The following is a 19,533-nucleotide window of genomic DNA, read 5'->3' on the forward strand; positions in this document are numbered from 1 at the left end:
GCGCCCCTCACGCCCCCGCGAGAACGAGATCGACGGCCTTCGCGAAGCGTCGCCAACTCTCGGTCTCCCGGGCCAGGTGTCGCTCTCCGCGCATCGTAAGGCGGTAGAACTTGGCGCGGCGGTTGTTCTCGGAAGTCCCCCACTCAGACGCTATTAGCCCGCGGCGTTCCAGCCGATGGAGCGCGGGATACAGCGACCCCTGATTCAGGTGCAGGATGTCATCGGATCGCTCGCGGATCCTTCGCGAGACTCCCCACCCGTGCATCGACTCCAGCCGAAGAGTGCGGAGGATCAGCATGTCCAGCGTGCCCTGCAGCAGATCGTTGCCCTGAAGTTGGCTCATCGGTTCTCCCCCTAGAAGCTCTAGGGGTGATGGTCGCACCACTCCCCCTAGATTGTCAAGGGGAACCACAGCGCCCCGTGAGAGGCCCTTGGTATCCCCCACAGGAGCGTGGAAAAATCCCCTGCAAATCGTTGTAAAATAAGGATTTATCCCTACTTGACGGACGCTGAAGTTCCTGCCGAGTCACATTCTGGGGGTGAACGGAGAGCTGGTGGGAGTCGCCGCATTCGGGTTGGCCGGGCTGGTGCGCGCGGCCATCCCATTCATCGACCGCGGTGCGGCCCGCGGCCGATCGAGCCGTGTGCTTACCTACGTTGCCTACGGGGCCCTGCTGTGCATAATCGTACTCACGGCTTGGGGCTACCTGGAGCCTGTCACTCCCGTAGGCAGCCCATAGCCGGACGCTGGAGGTCAGGCGCCCGGGCCCACGGCCCTCAGCCTGACAGCAGTGCCGTACGCCATGATCTCGGCGGCTCCCTGCATGACCATGGCGGTCTGGAAGCGCAACCCGACCACGGCGTTAGCACCCAGCGATTCGGCTTCCTCGATCATGCGGTCGATGGCCTGCTCGCGAGCCTCGGCCATCATCTTCACGTACTCCTTGATCTCGCCGCCCGCGACGTGTCTGAACATGGCCAGGATGTCCTTGCCGATGAAGCGCGCACGGATTGTGTTTCCCCTCACCAGCCCCAGCGATTCCGCTACCTCATGACCGGGGACGTTGTCGGTCGTGACTATGATCATCGTTGCACGTGTCTGTAGGGGTCCTTGCGCCACGCGAGATAGTGTTCGCGCAGGACGCTTCCCAACAGCATCGCCAGACCGATGGCTATGCCGCCGCTGGCGAGCTTCTCCCACAGGGCGATCGGCGACAGCGCGTAGCTGACCACCCCGTACACGACCCACACCGCGAGCCCGACCACGAAGAGCCCCCAGCCGATCGGTCGGGAGATACGCTTCTGCACGCCCGGCCAAGCTTGACCCGGCGAGGGCGCGTCCACCGCCATGCGCAGCTCGCCGCCAAGAGTCTCGAACACCACGCGCTCGCGACGGCATTCCGTGCACCGCTCCATGTGCTCCGCCAGCGCGGCGGCCCGCTCCAGCGGCAGCTCTTCGTCTAGCCACCGCATCAGCTCCTCGTGCGTCACATGCTCCATACCTGGGCCTTCTCCTACATTTCGTCCGCGCCGAGCTCCACCAGCGCGTCCTTGAGGGCACGCCGCGCGTGGTACAGCCGACTCGCGACGGTGCCTTCCGGGATTTCCAGGATCTCGGCGATCTCGGCGTAGCGAAATCCCTGGATTTCCTTGAGGATCAGTATGTCGCGGTGCTCCTCGCCGAGATCGTCGAGAGCCCGCCTGATCACTTCGCGGGTCGCCGCCCGCTGGCGGTCCCGCTCCGGACTCGCCCGCTCGCCCGCCGGGCGCGCCTCCAGCCGCTCGTCCTTCACCTCGTAGTTGGAGCGCGATCGGCGACCGCGAATCATGTCCCGGCAGTGATTGCGGAGGATCTGGAAGAACCAGGGCCCGAAGCGACGTTTCACGTCGAAACGAGGCAGCGCCTGCCAGGCCTTGATGAACGCCTCCTGGACGCCATCGCGGGCCTCGTCCGGGTGTCCGAGGATCCCCGTGGCCACGCGAAGGGCGGCCGGCTCGTACGCTCGCACGAGCGGTTCGAAGAAGCGGGTGTCGCCGCTTCGGCACTTGAGGATCAGTTCGCGCTCCACCGCTGGCTCCGTGTTCACCGCATAGGGCGATTCGGATGGAGTACGGGGGCGCTCGGTCATTTCTTCACGGCCACCGTCAGGCGCTGGCGGCGAGCGCGTACTGCGCCTCGAGCATGTAGATGGATTCCGCCGGCCCGATCACTATCAGCGTCTCCCCCTCGGTGAGCCGATGACCCGCGGGGGGGGTAAGGATGAACTTCTTGTCGGGCATCTCGATCGCCAGAATGGTGACGTTCCACTGACTCCGCAGATCGCAGGTACTGAGGGTCTGGCCCTCGAGCACGGAGCCGGCTTGCACGGTCACCTGCCCCACGTCCACGTCGAGTTCATCGCCCACGTGGAAGATGCGGCTCATGAAGTCGTGCACGGCCGGCCGCACGAGCGCTATGGCGAGCCTGTGCCCGCCGATCGTATCGGGGGTGACAATGCGGTCGGCCCCCGCCCGGCGCAGCTTGCTCTCCGAAGTGTCCGAAGCGGCACGGGCCACGATCAGCAGCCCGGGATTCAGCTCCCGCGCGGTCAGCACGGTCAGCACGTTGTCCGCGTCGGTTCCCAGAGCGGCCACCACGCCCCTAGCGCGCTCGACGCCCGCATCCAGCAGCGTTTCGTCGTGGGTGGCGTCTCCGAGGATGACGGGGACGTGCGACTCGAGTAACTCTTCCTCGAGTGCCTCGGCGCTCTCGACCACGACGAACTGCTCGCCGCGAGCCGTCAGCTCGCGCACGATCTGCCGGCCGAGGGCACCGTATCCGCACACCAGATAGTGGTCACGCGCCTGCGCGATGCGTTCCTTCATGCGACGTCGCCGTACCGAGTAGAAGAGGTTGTGCCCGAGCGCGATCTCCGCCGCGTTGCGCACCGCCCAGGTTACGAGCAGCAGCCCGAGCATGATCAAGCCGACGGTGAATATCATCCCCGCGGTGCTGAGCGGCCGCACCTCCTGGAAGCCCACCGTACTCAAGGTGATCACCGTCATGTACAGCGCCTCGACGGGGCTCATCCGCTCGATCAGGATGTAGCCCAGCGACCCGAAAACGACCAGCATCACGAGTACGAACAGCGACAACTGGAGCTGGTTTACCGGATCGGACAGAAACCTGTCCAGAGAACGTCCGCTGATCCTCCCTGTAGGGGGACGGGGGCGATTCACCGGGCACGTCCAGAGGCGCGCGGCCGGATGAGACTGCTTTCGATTCTTGGCGTGGGCATCCCTGCGTGCGTCCGTTCGCTCGTGGGCCGATGCCGGGGTAGCGCATGAACCGTGAGGATGGGCGCCTCGGCCCGCTCACGGCAAGCGTCACGTGGCCGCCAGGCTCTCAACCGCCTCAAGCAGGCGATCCACTTCGGCGGCTGTCGTGTAGCAGGCGCAGCCGGCGCGCATCGAATCCGCCCGGCGGCGCGCCGTAGCGTTCGACGACGGTCGGAGCGTAGAAGTCTCCGTGGCTGAGGAACAGGCCCCACTCGTCGGATAGCCGGCTGGCCACGTCCTCGGCGACCCGCGACCCCACCGAGAACGAAACCGTCGGCGTGCGGGGAGGGTCGCTGGGCCCGTACAGGCGGAATCCCGAAATCGCCCGGAGCCCCTCGCGCAGTCTGTTCCCCAGCGCCGCGGAGCGGTTCTCCAACTGGACCAGCGCTCCCCGAAGCCGTTCTCTGCGCCCGCCGGACGTGCCTGCCCGGGGGGAACGATTCCGAGCGCGCGGGCGTTTGCCTCCACACGCGCGCGTATCTCGAAGAGGCTGGCGCCGATTCGAGCCTTCGCGCATGTTTTGATACTGTAAACCACTCCGACAGGACCAGCCATTGGGCGCCTTTCTCTCCTCTGCGCTTATCGTCGCCGCTGCCTTCCAGCAGGGGCCTGGAGAGACGTACGCTCAGATCGCCCTCAACGACCTCAATCTCGGAACGATCCGAGGGCGCGTCGTAAGCGAGCAGACGGGCCTTCCCGTCGCCACCGCGTTGGTGGAAATCGTCGGCGCGGAAGAACTCGTCGCCGTTACCGACCTGAACGGTAACTACGTGCTCGGCGCGGTGCCCGTCGGCTTGCGCACGGTGCGCGCGTTCCACCTCGACCACGTTCCTCTCGAGGTGGCCATAACGGTGGCTCCGCGCTCCACGGTGAACCTCGAGTTCGCGCTGGAGATGAGGCCGGTCCCCCTGGATACGCTGCGCGTATCTCGCCGCAGGCTTGGACTGGCGCCGGACACGCTGCCGGACCCCTCTCTTTCCGTCGACGAGTCGATGGTCGGCAGCAGGGTCGGTGCGTTGGGAGCTCCGGGGATGGCCGAGTTGGGGCTGGTCGATGCCCTGCGGGGCGGCGGAGCCGAACCACCCGATGCCTCGGATGTGCTGTTCGTGCGAGGCGCGGCGGCGGACTTGCGCGCGGTCTATCTCGATGGCGCGCCCGTGTACGCGCCCGTGCATCTCGGGGGGATGGCCGACCCGTTCTTTCCCGGGCTACTCAGCGAGGGCCGCGTTCGCAGCGGCGGCGCATCGCCCCGCTATGATGGCGGGGTTTCCTATATCCTCGATCTCGAGACGCGCTCGGGCCGCAGCGGTGCCCTGAGGAGCGAAGGGGCGATCGATCTGGCGGTAGCGAGCGTCGTATTCGAAGGCACGCCGGCGGGCGAGACCAACGTGCTCCTGGCCGGACGTGGAGTACACGGGCTGGGCGCGGACGCGTTTGGTGCCAAGCGGCTGCCTTCCGGTTATGGAGAGGCGTTCGGGCGGGTCGATCGGGCGCTCGGCGACGATGGTGAATTGTCGGTGTCCGGATACTGGAACCGCGAAAGCGTGGACCTCGGGGAGGCCATTCTCGGTGACGACCCGGTCCATTGGGGCAACCTGGCCGGATCTATCCGAGTCGAGAAGGACGTTGGCGACGGCAGCGCGGTGATCACCGCCGCGTACGGCGACTTCAAGACGCGCCTACCGGTCGCCGGGCCGCGCCCGGCCGTGCTCGAAGGAACCAACGAGCGCCGGCGCCTCGCCGCCGATGTCACGCACGATCGCGGCCCCTTCCGGATGGAGTTCGGACTGGCCTTCGATCGAACCAGGCTCCGACACGAAGCGACCAGCTTCCTGGCCGAGCTGCAGCTTCCTGTTTCCACCTCCGTCGATGTACGCGGCGACGCCGTGGGCGGGTACGCTTCGGCGCAGTTCGTAGTCTCCCCGGCGGTACTTTTGTCGGGAGGAATACGGACGAGCGGCTTCGCTACCAGCGAGCGCGACGGCTTCGATCTGCGCCTGGCTCCGCGTGCCTCCGTGCGCTGGCGCGCGACGCCGGCGGCGGTCGTTACGGTCGGCGTCGGCCGCTACCACCAGTTCGTGCAGAACGCCCAGAACTTCCCGAGCGCCGAAGAGCTCATCGATATCGCCGCGGCGCTCGAGCAGCGGGAGCCGGAGCCGCCACAAGGAAGCCTGCTCGATGTGGCCGGCGCCACGCACTTCGTCGCCAAGCTCGAGCGACTCCTCGGGAACGGGTTCCGGCTGGGAGTGGAGGGGTTCTACAAGGACTTCGACACCCCCGCCAAGGACCTCGGCTCGGACGTGGAGACCACGGGCCTCGAGTTGGTGATGGTCCGGTCGGGATCGATCCTCGAGGCCTCGGTGGGATACACGCGCGGCTGGGTCTGGTCGAGCGGCGATCCTCGTTTCGCGCGCAGCGTCTTCGCTGGGCGCGAGTTGGTCGACGCCACACTCGGAATGAGCCTGGGAGCCACGTCGCTGAAGTTCAGGTCCACCTACGCGGCCGGCCTGCCCTTCACCGCCATACCGAGCGGACCGGTCGAGCCTCCGCAGGAGCAGGCCGCGCCATCGCTCAGCTTCTCCACGACGCCCGGCCCCGAAACGGAAGACGGATCCGTACCGGGCGCCCGTGAGTTGGCCGCCGGCTCCTACCTGCGGCTGGAAGGAGAGTTCGCGCGGACCTGGACGGGCAGCGATCCGGTGCAGCCCTCCGAACTCACCGTGTACATCCGGGTGCTGAACGGCCTCGACCAGCGAGAGGCGATGTTCATCCAGGTCGACCCGAACGACCCGTCATCAGCCGACGCCGATGCCACGAAGTTTCTGCCCATCGTTGGCGTTCGCTGGGCCTTCTGAGCGGCGTGCCCCCTGTCACAAACGAGCTTCGTTCCGCGTTTCAACCAGGCAGATCGGCGGGATCACCGGCTAATTGAATTTCGACGAGATTTACCGGCGGCACTACGCCGCGCTGTTCCGCTACGTGTGTCGACTTACCGGTGACGTCGATACGGCGGAGGATGCGACTCAGGAGGCCTTTCTGAGTTTGCTGCGGCGCGATCTGCCTGAAAACGAGGCGAAGCCGTGGCTCTTTACCGTCGCCACCAACTACGTGCGCGACGGGGCACGCCGGGCGGAAACGCGGCGCCGTTTGGGGCCGAAAGTGGAACAACTCAGCAGTCAGCCGGCGCGACCGGACGAACTGACCGAACGCCGCGAAGCGGTGGACCGGGTGCGGGGAGTGCTGGATCGGTTGCCCGAGAGGGATCGCAAGATCCTGCTGCTGCGTGAAGAAGGGTTCTCCTACAGGGAGATCGCAGCCACGATCGATGTCGCGGCGAGTTCGGTCGGCACGTTGATTGCCCGAGCTCTGAGGCGATTCGCGGTCGAATACAGAAATGAGAATGGAAACGACGCATCTTCCTGACGAAGGCCTGCTCCAGGCGTACCTGGATGGCGAGCTAGCGGAAGCCGACCGTGCTTCCGTTGCCGCGCACGTCCTTGCATGCTCGGTGTGCGCCCGCTCGCTGGAGGAGTTACGCGCCGCGGCGGGGCATCTCAGCGCCATGGTTCACGGCCAGACGCTGACCGAGGCCGTGGACCGCGAGGCTCCGCATCCCGCATTCGTGCGCAGGCGCGTGCCCGCGGCCCGAGCGTTCGCGCGCGCCGCCGGCCTCGTGGTTCTGCTGGCGGGCTCCGCGGCGGTTCTCGAGGCCACCACCGGCTGGATCGGCGACGCCGTGCGCGCTGTCCGCGGCGTCACGGAAGCTCCGGCCGAACCGGTTGAGCTCGTCCCCGCGCCGCCCGAGCCGAGCGGAGAGGCGTTGTTTACCGTGCAGCCCCGCGCCGGGACGCTGGAAGTGCTGCTGGAAGACCTCGCGCCGGGCACGCTGGTCACCGTGCGCCTGGACTCGGGCAACGTGGGCGAAGTACGGATCGGCGACGGAGCGACCGGAGTGACGTATCGCGCGGGTCCGGGAAGCGCCACGGTAGTGGCACCGGGCGTGTCCAATGTCGAAGTCGGCTTGCCCGCCAGCCTGACGTCGGGGCGCGTGGTCGTGAACGGCGAGACGGCCGTCGTCAAGGCGGCCGACCGGCTCTTCAGCGTCCGCGAAGACGCCGAAGGTTTCCAGGGCGGATTCCGCTTCCGGCTAGCCCCCTGACAGCCTCGACCGCAACCGGTGGGAAAGGCCCCGCGTCAAAGGACGCGGGGCCTTTTTTTCGACCCTGTCACCGCTCCCACCGGACGCGGGAAAAAGTTTTCGGACGCGCCTACATCTTGGCCACGATGCGCACGACCTGGTCGATCGCGTCACTGGTCGCGGCCGAAGTCGCGGGTGTGCCGTTGACGATCACGCTGAACGCCAGCAGGCGTCCGGAGGCAGCGCGGACGAAGCCGGTCAGCGAGTCGACGTTGCGAATGTGGCCCGTCTTGGCGCGTACTCTCCCAGGCAGCTCCAGGAACCGGGCGCGCAGAGACCCGCCCGCCTCGGCCGACGCTGGCAGAGCGTCCCACACCAGCTCGCCGGCCTCGGTCCCGTGGAGGTGCACGAGAATCTCCGCCAGCGCCGCCGGCGTGATCAGATTGCCGGCAGCGAGGCCGGACGCATCTCTGAGGCTGAAGTCCAGGGAATCGAGACCGACGTCTTCTCGCAGATAGGTCTCGACGACCTCCAGTCCGGCTTCCCAGCTCCCCTCCTCGCGTATTTCGCGACCCAGCGTCTTCAGCAGTTGTTCGGCGAACCAGTTCTGGCTGCGCCGGAGGATGGGACCGAGAACGTCCGCAAGGGGCCGCGACCAGTATGTGAACAGCGGCTCGCGCTCCGCGCCGGCGCTGTCGAGCCGGTCCCGGATCACCGCGACGCCCGGTCGGACGACCTCGATCCCTCGCTCCGCCAGAACCTGGCCAAGCATCATGCCGAAAAAGAGGGCCGGATCGCGCACCGAGAAGTGCTCGGTCTTGGCCCTCGCGTCGGCCGGCATCTCTCCGTACGCGAAGATCGTGTCCGTTCCGGGGACCCTGTCGAAGTCCCAGGTCGCGTCGCCGCCGGCGGCGCTGGTGCGCGTCTCGTTCAGGAACACGAACGAGTCCGTGTCGGGCTTCCACGACACGCGTGCCGGCCCGCCGGGCGCGCCCGGCCGGATCGTGAAGTCGATGGCGTTGTCGTTGAATCCCAGGGGACCGGTCGGGGCCGCGTACCACCAGCGCATGTCGTAGTGCTCCCAGTCGGTGTGGAGCGGCTCGTGGTCCCAGTGCGAAACGTCGGCGACGATGCCCCCATCGACGCGGCGCACTCCCCTCTCCAGCAGAGAGTCCGCGAAGGCTGCCAGGTCCGCGGTCATGGGCCGGTCGAAGCGTCCCGATAGATTGGGGTCGCCGGTGCCGTAGACGACCACGTCGCCCTCGATGGTCTCGCCGTTCAGGGGGCCGGTCCGGAAGAACTCGGTCGAGTACCGGAAATCCCCGCCCAGAAGGTGAGCCGCCGCCGCCGCGACGACGAGCTTCAGGTTCGAAGCCGGGACGAACAGTCGCTCCGCGTTGTGCCCGAGCACGCGCTCGCCGGTCGCGGCGTCGCGCACGTCGATGCCCCAGTGGGCCCGGTGCCAATCCGCAGTGCCGATCACGTCGAGCACCTGGTCGCCGATCGGAGGAGCGACCGCCTCTTGCTGCTGCCCGACCGACGGACTGGCCAGAAAGATCCCGAGGGCGACCCCCAGTGGGGCTCTCCCGAACATCTTCATCGATTCACTGCCCTCCCGTGGGGTGTTATTGTCGACCGTACGCCTCCGAGCTGGTCGGCCGCTCCGTCTTTGACGGGTGAACCGCCAATCGGGGTTGCGACCGTGCGCGGCGAGGGGGGATCTTCCGGGCGCGTCCGGGCGTCCTCCGGGCGCGGGATGAACCTCCCCTGCCCCATCAACGAGCATGCGATGACGAAGTGGGTTGGCCGACTATTGTTGGCGAACATAGCGGTTTTCGTGCTGACGGAAATGTATGGTCCGCAGGTGATGCGCTGGTTCGCGTTATTCCCGCGCGAGGTCCTGCGCGAGCCGTGGACGCCGTTCACGTACATGTTCCTGCACGCGGGCGTGCCCCACCTGGTATTCAACATGATCGGCATCTTCTTCTTCGGCCCCCGCCTGGAGATGCGCCTGGGAAGTAGAGACTTCGCGCGCTTGTACTTCATTAGCGGACTGGTCGCGGCCGGCTTCTCGCTCGTCTTCGCGCCGTACGCGGCGGTGGTGGGCGCCTCCGGGGCGGTGCTGGGCGTCATCATCGGGTACGCCCTTTTTTGGCCGAGGCAGCCGATCTATCTCTACTTCGTGATTCCGGTCCCCGCGATGGTACTCGTGGTGGCCTACATCGGCATCTCGCTGTTCGGCGGCTTCTCGGGGGCGCAGGACGGGGTCGCCCATTTCGCGCACCTGGGGGGACTGGTCGGCGGGTGGGGGTACCTTCGCTGGCGACGCCGCAAGCGCTCCATGGTCAAGGAATCGCGGGTCGCCCGCCTTCAACGTTTCGCGGAGGACGTACGCGGTGACACGAACCGCTGGGACGGCATCGAGATAGAAGCATTGCACGAGATCAACCGCGCCGAGGTCGACCGCCTGTTCGAGAAGCTTCGTGAGTCGGGGCCGGCGAGCCTGAGCACGGACGAGCGCGCATTCCTGGACCGCATGGCGACGCAGTGACCACGTCGCGGAGTCGTGATGAGTAGACGCAGCAGGATGGCCACGGATCTGGTCCGCGGTGCGATCGCCGGAGCGGTCGCCACATGGGCCGTCGACCGCGCGGCCGACGTGATCGAAGGCCGCGGCGAGCTGGCCTCGGCGATTCGCCGCTTCGCGGTCGGCGAAGGTGGCTCTGCGAAGCCGGCGAGCGGCCAGGCCGTCGACACCGGTCAGGAAAGCTCGGAGGCGCCCTCTGGGGCCGTCACGCGTCGTGACTCCAGCCCGCTTCGCTGGGGTCTCGGGGTGGGGGCGGGGGCCGTCTATGGAGTGATCCGGCCGCGCGTGCCCCTCCTGAATCGCAGGCAGCGAATGGGTTTCGGGTCGTCGTTCTTCGTGTTGATCGACGAGGGCCTGGTCAGCGCACTCGGATTGCGCGCGCCGCCCTCCGCGTTCCCGTGGAACGCGGACACCCGCGGCCTGGCCAGTCACATCGTCTTCGGCGTCGTTGCCGACGCCACGCTCTCCGTGCTGGATCGCATTACCTGAGCTCGTGAAAGCTGATTTCTGGGAGGAAGCCGGCGGACTCCTGCGGCTCGCCGGCCCGCTCGTCATATCGCACGTGGCCACCATCGGCATGACCACCGTCGATACGCTGATGGTCGCCCCGCTGGGCCCCGTGCCGCTTGCCTCCATGGCGGCCGCGGTCGCCGTCCACGTCTTCCTGATCATGGTCGGGACCGGGATCGTCCTGGGCATGACGCCGCTGGTGAGCCAGGCGGAAGGCGCGGGCGATCGGCCCGAAGCCAGGCGCGTGCTGGTGCAGGGCCTCTGGCTGGCCTTCCTCGTCTCCATCCCGCTGGTCGTCGTATCCCTGTTCGGTCCCTGGCTGGCGCGTCTGCTGGGTCAGGAGCCAGCCGTGGCGGATCTGGCGGGCAGTTACCTGGTCGCGCTCGCGCCGGGCATAGTGCCCCTCATGCTGTTCACTGCGTTGCGCCAGTTCATTGAAGGCCTTGGGTTCACCAAGCCGTCGATGGTATTCCTGCTGTCCGGCCTGGGGCTGAACGTGCTGGCGGACTGGGCGCTGATCTACGGCGTGGCCGATGTGATTCCCGCCATGGGAGCACTCGGCAGCGCCTGGGCGACGTCGGCTGTGCGGGGCGCGCTGCTGGTCGCCATGGGCGTCTACCTCGCGCGCCACCCGGGACTGCGCCCCTTCGCCGACGTGAGCCACCGGCCTCGGCTCCGCCGCATGGCGCACATCGCCCGCATCGGCGCGCCGATCGGAGGCCAGATCGGTCTCGAGGTCGGCGTGTTCAGCTTCGCGGCGTTGATGATGGGATGGTTCGGCGCCTCGGCCCTGGCGGCGCACCAGGTCACCATCAACCTCGCCGCCACCACGTTCATGGTGGCGCTCGGCACGAGCCTGGCGGGTACCATCCGGGTTGGGCAACACGTCGGCGCTCGGCGCGACCACCGCGTGCGCCTGGCGGCCGCGTCCACCTACCTGCTCGCGATCGGCTTCATGGCGGTGTTCGCCGCCGCCTTCCTGACCCTGCCCGACTGGCTGGTAGGGCTGTACACGGAGGACCCCGAGGTCGTCGGGATCGCGACGGGATTGCTCCTGGTAGCAGCGCTGTTCCAGGTGTTCGACGGCGCCCAGGTGGCCGGCATGTGCGTGCTGAGGGGCGTTGCGGACACGCGCATCCCCATGCTGATCGCCGCGTTCTCGTACTGGGGAGTCGGCGCGCCCGTGGGGTGGCTGCTCGCCTTCCCGCTCGGGGTCGGCCCGGCGGGTGTGTGGATAGGGCTTTCCATCGGGCTCGCGCTTGCCGCCGGCGCCCTGCTGGTACGGGTTCGACACAGCCTCTGGCGCAGCGACCTGCCGGGTCGGGCGGGCGCGTGAGCACCGGGCGCGCCTAGGTGGGCGACCGGGTTTCCGCCTGCGCCGAGCCGTCGGGCGGAGTCTCCTCGGCGGTGAACGCGGTTTCGCGAGCGCCGATCTCGCCGGGCACCAGCTCATCCAGAGATGCCGGCACGGGCGGCGCATCGGGTCGCTTGCGCGAAAGACGCGGCCCCACCGGCAGCGCGGTCGGCACCGGCCTCCGCAGCGAGATCAACACGGACGCCGACAGCAGGGCTCCCACCATGCCCAGCGAGAACGCGATCGGCACGTGCACCACGTCTTCGGTGAGCATCTTCGTCCCTACGAAGACCAGCACCGCCGCCAGGCCGTACTTCAGGTAGTGGAAACGCTCGATCACCCCGGCCAGAAGGAAGTACAGGGCGCGCAGACCCACCACGGCAAGGATGTTGGACGTGTACACGATGAACGGATCTCGCGTTATGGCGAACACCGCCGGGATGGAGTCCAGCGCGAAGATCAGATCGGTGGTCTCGACCAACACGAGCACGATCAGAAGCGGCGTGGCGTAGTACGCCATGCGACCGTTCTCGCCGTCCGGCCTGGGGACACAGAACCGCTTGCCGTGATAGGACTTGGTGACGGGCAGCACGCGCTGCAGGAGCTTGAGCACGGGGTTGTGCGCGGGGTCGATGTGGGGCCGCGTGCGCACCATCCTGATGCCGGTCCAGACGAGAAACGCCCCGAAGGCGTAGAGGACCCAGTGGAACTGCTCGAGCAGCAGCACCCCCGCCCAGATGAACACGCCCCTCATCCCCAGGGCACCCAGCACGCCCCAGAAGAGCACCCTGTGCTGCAGCTCGGCGGGAACGCGGAAATAGGAGAAGATCAGGACGAAGACGAAGATGTTGTCGACCGACAACGCCTTCTCGATCAGGTAGCCCGTGTAGAACTCGAGCCCCTTGGTGGGGCCCATGAAGATCCACACGCCCAGCCCGAACAACAGCGACAGCGTGACCCAGATGGCGCTCCACACCGCCGCCTCGCGCAGCGATACGGCGTGCGCCCGTTTGTGGACGACTCCGAGATCCAGCGCCAGCATCGCGAGCAGGATCACCGCGAAGGCGATCCAGAACCAGGTCTGGGTCATTCTATGTCCACGCCGCCGCGCCGAGGATCGACCGCCTCCAGGAACGCAGACAGCACATGATCAATCAGTGAACCGGGAATTTGCAGCGGCACGACGACCGCCGCTATGGTCCGCCCCGAAACGTACCGCACACGGCGCATCGACGGCAGGTGTGCCGATCTTCTCCACGGGGCCACTATGAGCGAAGAGGCGCGCGCCGGCGATCCGATCCGCGCTCCCGGCCCAGCTACGTCCGACGTGAGCACGTCGCGCCGCTCGCCCGACTATCTTGCCGCGTCCCGGCTGGACGATGGGCGCCTGTCCGACCTGCTGGCCCAAGCCTCAACCGACGCCGCCGAGTTCCGCGAGGTGCGGCTCCCCTGGACGGAGGCACGACTCGTCGACCTGCCGCTGAACGGCGCGGCCGGGGTGCGAGAAGCGGTGCGACGGGGCAGGGTCGCGCAAGCCGCCTGGGCGCGTGTGCCCGTGGAGGAGAGAGCGCGGCGTCTGCTGGCCTTCCACGACCTGGTGCTGGAACGCAATGAAGAGGCGCTGGACCTGGTACAGCTCGAGACGGGCAAGGCCCGGCGGGACGCCTTCGAGGAACTCGCCGACATAGCCGTCGTGACCCGCCACTACGCCCGCAAGGGCGCGCACCTGTTGCGGCCACGCAGGCGCGCGGGGCTGATCCCCTTCCTGACCCGGGTGTGGGAGCTGCGCCGGCCCCACGGCGTGGTCGGAGTGATAGCGCCGTGGAACTACCCCCTCACGCTCGCCGCCACCGACGCCGCGCCGGCGCTGATCGCGGGCAACGCGGTGGTGGTCAAGCCAGACCCGCAGACCACCCTCAGCGCGCTGTGGATCGCCGAGGCGATGCGCGAGGCCGGGGTGCCGCGGGACATCTTCCAAGTGACGCCGGGTGACGGCCCGGTGGCGGGCGGCGCCGTCGTCGACGCGGCGGACTTCTTGATGTTCACGGGCAGCACCGCCACGGGCCGCGAGGTGGCCCGTCGCGCCGCCGGCAGGCTGATCGGCATGACGCTCGAGCTGGGCGGCAAAAACGCCATGGTCGTGCTGGAGGACGCGGACCTGGATCGCGCCGTCCACGGGGCGCTGCGCGGCTGCTTCGCCAACGCCGGCCAGCTTTGCATCTCCCTGGAGCGCATCTACGTCCACCGTGCGCTGTACGACGATATGCGGAGGGCGCTCGCCGGCGCCGTGCCGAATCTGGTCGTCCGGCCGGGCCTCGACTACGAGGCCGACGTCGGCTCGCTCCTGTCCGCCACCCAGCTCGACAAGACCCGGGCGCACGTCGAGGACGCCACGTCCCGCGGGGCGGGGGTCCTGGTGGGGGGACGCCGCCGGCCAGACCTGGGCCCGTTCTTCCACGAGCCGACCGTCCTCGAGCGCGTGCCCGAAGGGGCAGCGGCCAGGCACGAGGAGACCTTCGGGCCGGTGGCGGCGCTGTACCCGGTGGCCGACGAAGCCGAGGCGCTCGCGCGGACGAACGAGGGCAGCTACGGCTTCAACGCGAGCGTCTGGACGCGCGACCTGGCGCGAGGGCGTCGGTTCGCCGCGCGCGTGCGCGCCGGCACGGTGAACCTCAACGAAGGATACGCCGCCGCCTGGGGTTCGGTGGACGCCCCCATGGGCGGCATGGGTGCGTCGGGCGTGGGGCGCAGGCACGGGGACGAGGGGCTCCTTCAATTCACCGAGTCGCAGACCATCGCCGCGCAGACCGGACACCCGCTGGCCGCACCGGCCGGCGTCGGACACGGCACCGTCGCGAAAGCGGTACTATCGACGTTGCGGACCGTGCGACGACTGCGAGGACCCTGATCCCGTATCCGTCGGCGGAGGATCGACATGGGGAGAGGAGCGCGACCGTGCTGCTGAAGAGTCTGCGGAAACACGCATCCCTACCACGGCGCAGAGCGAGGATGCCGCGCGCTGCCCTCGGTCTGCTGTGCGGCCTCGCGTTGGGCGGCTGCGCGGGGCCGGGCGAGCCCGGAGGGGCGGTAGACGCCGCGGCGGATTCACCCCCTGTGGAAGCCGGCGGCATAGCCGGACTGATCGACCCCGAGCTCGTCAGGCTGGTCGACCTGACCCATACTTTCGACGAGAGCACCGTGTTCTGGCCTACGTCGCCGACGCGCTTCGAGCTCGATACGCTGGCGTACGGCGACGGGCCGGGTGGTTTCTTCTATTCGGCGTTCACGTTCGCGACCCCCGAGCACGGCGGCACGCACCTCGACGCGCCCCTCCACTTCGCGCGCAACGGGCACGCCACGGACGAGGTGCCGCTGGAGCGGCTCGTCGCCCCGGCGGTGGTGATCGACGTGACCGAGCGCGCCGCGGCGGACCCCGACTACCTGCTGTCGGCGCAGGACGTGGCGGCGTTCGAGGCCGAGCATGGCGTCATCGCGGAGGGTTCCATCGTGCTGCTCAGGACGGGGTGGGACGCGCGCTGGCCGGACGCGGCGGCCTACCTGGGCGACGACACGCCGGGCGACGCGTCCAACCTGCACTTCCCGAGCTTCGGTGTGGACGCCGCACGCAAACTGGTGGAGGAGCGAGGCGTCGCAGCGCTCGGCGCCGACGTCGGGTCGATCGACTACGGTCGGTCCACCGATTTCCAGGTGCACCAGCTCGCGATGGCGCGCAACGTACCGGGGCTGGAGAATCTGACGAACCTGGCAGAATTGCCCTCGACCGGAGCGATAGTCGTCGCGCTACCGATGAAGATCGGAGGCGGCTCGGGGGGACCGCTTCGAGCGATCGCGTTGGTCCCGAGGTGAGGCGAGGCCGGGCCCCGCCCTGGGCCCGGCTCGAGATGGGCTTCCTAGCGCGCGGTGAGCGCAACGCGGAACGGCGGCTGCCCCGGCCAGCGCGGAACCTCCAGCACGTAGGTGCCCGGACGATCGGGGGTGAAGCTGACGTCCAGCGTCTCTCCCACGTCCACTTCACCCACCGCGGGTACCGGGTGGGCGCGGGCGGCGCCCACAGCCGCGCCATCCTCGGCGACGCGTCGCCATTGCATGAGCTGGCCGTCGGGATCGCGCAGGCGGAGTTCCCTGGGCGCGGCCGGCGCGATGTTCACGAAGCGCAATCGCTGCGACACCCCCACCGCGATTTCGCGCCCCTCCGGATCGCTCGACCCGTTCAGCTCCCACGTCGGCGGGGCGTCGCCGCCGCCCCACCCCAGGACGAAGAGGTGGTCGGTGGCGGGGTCGTACTCCTCGCCCGGCTCGAGCACCAGGATGGCGCCGTACATGCCCCGACTGAGCTGGCGGATGTCGCGCAGGTGGCTGTGGTAGATGAACGTCCCGGGGCGCTTGAGCGTCAGGTGCGCCTCGAAGGTGTCGCCCGGCTCCACCGGGTGCGCGATCCGCCCCGCAGTGCCGCTCCAATCGGGCACGCCGTCGGAGTAGCTCTCGAGTTCCAGGCCGTGCCAGTGGATACTCGTCGACTCGTCCAGGTGATTGATGACCTGGACCGCGGTCGCCTCCCCGCGCGTCAGTATCAAGGGCGGACCCGGGATCGTGGCCGACTCCATCGGCTCCACGCGATCGCCCGCCAGACGGAACGCGAGCCCGTCCATCTCCTCCCACTGATCCTCGATCGTCTCCGCGTGGAGCTGTAGCGTGCGCTCCGTGCTCCAGCGATAGGCGTCCGGATCATCCGGATCGGGGCGCACCTCGATGCCCAGCGCCAGCCCGGCCATGTGGGGAGCGTGCTCTCCGTCCGCCACCGGGGTGAGGCGCAGCGCGCCGTTCACGTGGTAGCTCAGGTGGCAGTGGAAGATCCAGTTGCCGGGATGATCCGGGGGCGACCAGGTCACGTACATGGACTCGCCCGGCTCGAGCTGCTCGGTCACCGCCTGACGGCGCATCGCGGGGTCGAATGTCTCGCTCGCCACGAAGTCGCCCTTGCCGTCGACGCGGAAGAAGTAGCCGTGCAGGTGCATGGGGTGCCCGCGCTCCGAGGCGTTGATCCAGCGCCAGCGGATGGTGTCGCCTACGGTGTAGACCAGACGCTCCGTGTGCGGCCATGATTTGCCGTTGATCACCAGGGTCTGGCGCCGATCCGCGTCGGGGTCGGTCCGGTTCGGCGCCTCCTCCCACACGCCGATCACGAACACCTGGTCGGGGGGAGTCGGGCCCGGCTCGTCGATCACCAACGCGCCCAGCATCATGTTGTCATGGCCCCGATCGCCACCCACTTCGGCGATGATGTTGGTCGATGCCCAGTAGGAGAAGGAGCCCGGAGCGTCGGCCCGGAAGCGCACCTCGCTGGTCTTCCCGGGCCTGATGAGCACGGGCGGGGGCGCCTCGGAGAGCGGCTCCACGGATCGGTCAAAGAGCCCGTGCACGAACACCGCGACGCCCACGTTGTTGCGAATCCTGGCGCGCACCTCGGTGCCCGCCGGGACTCGCAGGAGGGGCCCGGGGACGCTGAGCCCCCTGCCGCGCTCGCCGAACGCCATGACCGTCAGCGCGATCCCGTCTTCCGCCTCGGGCTTCCAGTTCCCCTTGCCGATCACCAGATCGACGTCGAGCACGCCGTCGGCCACGACTCCCGCGGCCACCTCGTTGCCGTGGGTACGCACGGGCCTCGGCGCCCGCTGCGCGGCGATGGGCTCACCGAAAGCCAAGAGCAGCACGAACGCCAGTCGCAAAGCGCGCATTATCGATCCCTCGTCGGGGTTGGATTGTGTTGGCCGTTCAGTCGATCCGCGTCCGAGCGGATGGAGGCGGGGTCGGCGTCCCCCTACGCCGTGGGTCCTCCCGGACACAACGTTGGGCCCGCGCCTCGGGCGCGCAACAAGGCGAGAGTCCTTCCCCCCGCGCCGGAGGTCGGCGGGCGCGGGGGGATGCCCGGATGGCCGAAAAGCAGCGCGGCGGCTAGGAGGCGGCGCTCAGCTCGATTGACTCGATCTCGACCGGCTCGGACGGCTTGTCGGACCGGTCGGTAGCCACCCCTCCGATCGCCTCGATGACGTCCATGCCTTCGACGACTCTGCCGAACACCGCGTGTTTGCCGTCCAGCCAGTTGGTCGCGGCGAGGGTGATGAAGAACTGCGAGCCGCCGCTGTTCGGCCCCGCGTTGGCCATCGACAGGATTCCCGCGCCGTCGTGACGCAGCTCAGGGTGGAACTCGTCGGGGATGGTGTAGCCCGGGCCTCCCCGTCCGGTGCCGGTGGGGTCTCCTCCCTGAAGCATGAATCCCGCGATGATCCGGTGGAAGATCACCCCGTCGTAGAAGCCCTTTTCGATCAGGTCGATGAAGTTGCCCGTCGTCTTCGGAGCGCGGGCCTCGAACAGCTCGACGCTGAAGGAGCCGTGATTGGTGTTGAACGTGGCGGTGCGGTTTGCCAAGAAGATCTCCCGATTCATTTCGTCGCCATGATGGAAGCGGACCGGCGCCGAAGCGCCGGTCCGGGTGATCCAACCTAGCCAGTTGTCGCCCCGGCCGCTGCGAGGTCACCTCCCCACAGCAGCCGACGCGGTTTCCTTCAAGGGTTCTCGTCAGGCGGCACGAGGATATCGAACGGCTCGGACGAGGTGTCGGGAATCGGCACGCCCTCCTTCAGCGTCAAAGTATTGTTGCACACCACATCGGCGTCCAGGATCAGGATGTCGACCTCGGGCAGCGTCGATGAGGAGAGGCCCAGCAGAGTACGCACGTCCAGCACCAGGAACGCCACGGTGCCGAGGTTGGCGCCCTGCAGGTTGCCCTGAATCGGCCCGTAGTTGATGCTGATGTCGCTGTCATAGACGACCGCGCAGAGCGTCATCCCGATGAGCATGTAGAGCCCGTCCGCACGCAACGGAATCACGTCCGGAATCTCGTCCAACAGGATCTCAGGGTCGGCGCCTGTGCCCAGCCCCGGGCCCACGCTGTAGCTGGGCGGGTTGGTCGGATCACCTACGAAGTTACGGAGACCATCCCCCGTCGGCCCGGCGTTCGCCCAGGAGTCCGGTATGGTCTGAGGCGAGAACCAGCCCTCGTCGCCCACCTCGCCGCTGTACAACGTGATCGTGTCCCCCACGTTCTGCGCGAAGAACTTCAACTGCTTGCGCAGGCCAATGTCCGCAATGTTGTCGTTGACCTGCGGGGCGTTGAAGAAGTTCGGCGGCAGACCGTTGTCGATCGCGTCCTCGTCGAGGAGGATGAAGCCCACGCCGGGGCACTGGACGACCAGCGAGTCGATGTCCATGACCGACGTGTCGTTGTCGGCGACCGCGTGGCCGGTGTTGGTCACCGTGCCGCAGTCGGCCGTGTCGGTCTCCGCGCTGACGGTGACCGAGGACGTGTCGTCCTCCATCAGCGTGCCGAAGTCACAGGTCAGGATGCCGCTCGTGATCGAGCAGTCGGCGTTGGCCGGATCCTCGAACCAGCTCAGCCCGCCGTTCGGCAGCGTGTCGGTCAGCGTGACGTTGTCGGCGTCGCCCGGGCCGTCGTTCCAGACCTCGATCGTGAAGCTGATCGTGTCGCCGGCGCTGACCGTGTCGGCCGCCGCCGTCTTCCGGATGTCGATGTCCGGGCACTGGACC

Annotated in this window: 19 protein-coding genes and 1 pseudogene; 9 read left to right on the forward strand and 11 right to left on the reverse strand. The window is 68.1% G+C overall.

What is annotated here, in order from left to right; all coding sequences use genetic code 11:
* Window positions 1-7: 7 nt before the first annotated feature.
* Window positions 8-343 (reverse strand): PadR family transcriptional regulator, encoded by a 336-nt coding sequence (locus tag ABFS34_07550; protein MEN8375288.1) that lies wholly within the window; start codon window positions 341-343, stop codon window positions 8-10.
* 196 nt (window positions 344-539) lie between these two features.
* Here ABFS34_07550 and ABFS34_07555 point away from each other — a divergent pair, with 196 nt between their 5' ends.
* Window positions 540-740: a hypothetical protein gene (locus ABFS34_07555; GenBank protein ID MEN8375289.1), complete on the forward strand. Its 201-nt coding sequence runs from the start codon at window positions 540-542 to the stop codon at window positions 738-740.
* 14 nt (window positions 741-754) lie between these two features.
* On the opposite strand, the gene ABFS34_07560 is transcribed toward ABFS34_07555, so the two are convergent.
* From ABFS34_07560 to ABFS34_07580, 5 genes are all read right to left on the reverse strand, one after another.
* Window positions 755-1,087: a YbjQ family protein gene (locus ABFS34_07560; GenBank protein MEN8375290.1), complete on the reverse strand. Its 333-nt coding sequence runs from the start codon at window positions 1,085-1,087 to the stop codon at window positions 755-757.
* Window positions 1,084-1,500 carry a zf-HC2 domain-containing protein gene (locus tag ABFS34_07565; protein ID MEN8375291.1) on the reverse strand — a complete coding sequence of 139 codons (417 nt, stop codon included), beginning with the start codon at window positions 1,498-1,500 and terminating at the stop codon, window positions 1,084-1,086. Before ABFS34_07565 ends, ABFS34_07560 begins: the two co-directional genes overlap by 4 nt.
* Before the next feature lie 14 nt (window positions 1,501-1,514).
* Window positions 1,515-2,069 carry a sigma-70 family RNA polymerase sigma factor gene (locus ABFS34_07570; GenBank protein MEN8375292.1) on the reverse strand — a complete coding sequence of 185 codons (555 nt, stop codon included), beginning with the start codon at window positions 2,067-2,069 and terminating at the stop codon, window positions 1,515-1,517.
* A gap of 76 nt (window positions 2,070-2,145) precedes the next feature.
* On the reverse strand, window positions 2,146-3,219 hold the full coding sequence (locus ABFS34_07575) for a potassium channel protein (protein MEN8375293.1): 1,074 nt from the start codon (window positions 3,217-3,219) through the stop codon (window positions 2,146-2,148).
* A gap of 175 nt (window positions 3,220-3,394) precedes the next feature.
* A complete protein-coding gene (locus ABFS34_07580) occupies window positions 3,395-3,694 on the reverse strand; it encodes a hypothetical protein (GenBank protein MEN8375294.1) in 300 nt (99 codons plus the stop codon).
* Between the two features lie 178 nt (window positions 3,695-3,872).
* Between ABFS34_07580 and ABFS34_07585 the strand changes: the two genes are divergently transcribed.
* From ABFS34_07585 to ABFS34_07595, 3 genes are all read left to right on the forward strand, one after another.
* Entirely contained in the window at window positions 3,873-6,173 is a 2,301-nt protein-coding gene (locus ABFS34_07585) for a TonB-dependent receptor (GenBank protein MEN8375295.1), read from the forward strand.
* A gap of 73 nt (window positions 6,174-6,246) precedes the next feature.
* Entirely contained in the window at window positions 6,247-6,741 is a 495-nt protein-coding gene (locus ABFS34_07590) for a sigma-70 family RNA polymerase sigma factor (GenBank protein MEN8375296.1), read from the forward strand.
* Window positions 6,719-7,477 carry a zf-HC2 domain-containing protein gene (locus tag ABFS34_07595; protein MEN8375297.1) on the forward strand — a complete coding sequence of 253 codons (759 nt, stop codon included), beginning with the start codon at window positions 6,719-6,721 and terminating at the stop codon, window positions 7,475-7,477. Before ABFS34_07590 ends, ABFS34_07595 begins: the two co-directional genes overlap by 23 nt.
* A 109-nt stretch (window positions 7,478-7,586) precedes the next feature.
* On the opposite strand, the gene dacB is transcribed toward ABFS34_07595, so the two are convergent.
* Window positions 7,587-9,056 (reverse strand): D-alanyl-D-alanine carboxypeptidase/D-alanyl-D-alanine-endopeptidase, encoded by a 1,470-nt coding sequence (gene dacB, locus ABFS34_07600; protein MEN8375298.1) that lies wholly within the window; start codon window positions 9,054-9,056, stop codon window positions 7,587-7,589.
* Between the two features lie 189 nt (window positions 9,057-9,245).
* Here dacB and ABFS34_07605 point away from each other — a divergent pair, with 189 nt between their 5' ends.
* From ABFS34_07605 to ABFS34_07615, 3 genes are read left to right on the forward strand one after another with little or no spacing between them, the layout of a single operon-like run.
* Complete coding sequence (locus ABFS34_07605) at window positions 9,246-10,007, forward strand: rhomboid family intramembrane serine protease (GenBank protein ID MEN8375299.1); 762 nt, start codon at window positions 9,246-9,248, stop codon at window positions 10,005-10,007.
* A gap of 18 nt (window positions 10,008-10,025) precedes the next feature.
* Window positions 10,026-10,532 (forward strand): DUF1440 domain-containing protein, encoded by a 507-nt coding sequence (locus tag ABFS34_07610; GenBank protein ID MEN8375300.1) that lies wholly within the window; start codon window positions 10,026-10,028, stop codon window positions 10,530-10,532.
* A 4-nt stretch (window positions 10,533-10,536) separates the two neighbouring features.
* Window positions 10,537-11,889 (forward strand): MATE family efflux transporter, encoded by a 1,353-nt coding sequence (locus ABFS34_07615; protein ID MEN8375301.1) that lies wholly within the window; start codon window positions 10,537-10,539, stop codon window positions 11,887-11,889.
* Window positions 11,890-11,902: 13 nt separating this feature from the next.
* Here the strand turns inward: ABFS34_07615 and ABFS34_07620 are convergent, their stop codons facing one another.
* Window positions 11,903-12,997, reverse strand: coding sequence for a TerC family protein (locus ABFS34_07620; protein MEN8375302.1), 1,095 nt, complete (start codon window positions 12,995-12,997; stop codon window positions 11,903-11,905).
* Between the two features lie 177 nt (window positions 12,998-13,174).
* Between ABFS34_07620 and ABFS34_07625 the strand changes: the two genes are divergently transcribed.
* Both ABFS34_07625 and ABFS34_07630 read left to right on the forward strand, forming a co-directional pair.
* Window positions 13,175-14,815 carry a succinic semialdehyde dehydrogenase gene (locus ABFS34_07625; protein MEN8375303.1) on the forward strand — a complete coding sequence of 547 codons (1,641 nt, stop codon included), beginning with the start codon at window positions 13,175-13,177 and terminating at the stop codon, window positions 14,813-14,815.
* Window positions 14,816-14,916: 101 nt separating this feature from the next.
* Window positions 14,917-15,774, forward strand: coding sequence for a cyclase family protein (locus tag ABFS34_07630; GenBank protein MEN8375304.1), 858 nt, complete (start codon window positions 14,917-14,919; stop codon window positions 15,772-15,774).
* 44 nt (window positions 15,775-15,818) lie between these two features.
* Here the strand turns inward: ABFS34_07630 and ABFS34_07635 are convergent, their stop codons facing one another.
* From ABFS34_07635 to ABFS34_07645, 3 genes and pseudogenes are all read right to left on the reverse strand, one after another.
* A complete protein-coding gene (locus ABFS34_07635) occupies window positions 15,819-17,663 on the reverse strand; it encodes a multicopper oxidase domain-containing protein (GenBank protein MEN8375305.1) in 1,845 nt (614 codons plus the stop codon).
* Window positions 17,664-17,880: 217 nt separating this feature from the next.
* Window positions 17,881-18,354, reverse strand: a pseudogene (locus tag ABFS34_07640) (peptidylprolyl isomerase).
* A 137-nt stretch (window positions 18,355-18,491) separates the two neighbouring features.
* Window positions 18,492-19,533, reverse strand: a 1,042-nt coding sequence (locus ABFS34_07645; GenBank protein MEN8375306.1) for a DUF11 domain-containing protein, incomplete at its 5' end; no start/stop codon positions are given.

It is taken from the genome of Gemmatimonadota bacterium, from assembly GCA_039715185.1.
Taxonomy (GTDB): Bacteria; Gemmatimonadota; Gemmatimonadetes; order Longimicrobiales; family RSA9; genus DATHRK01.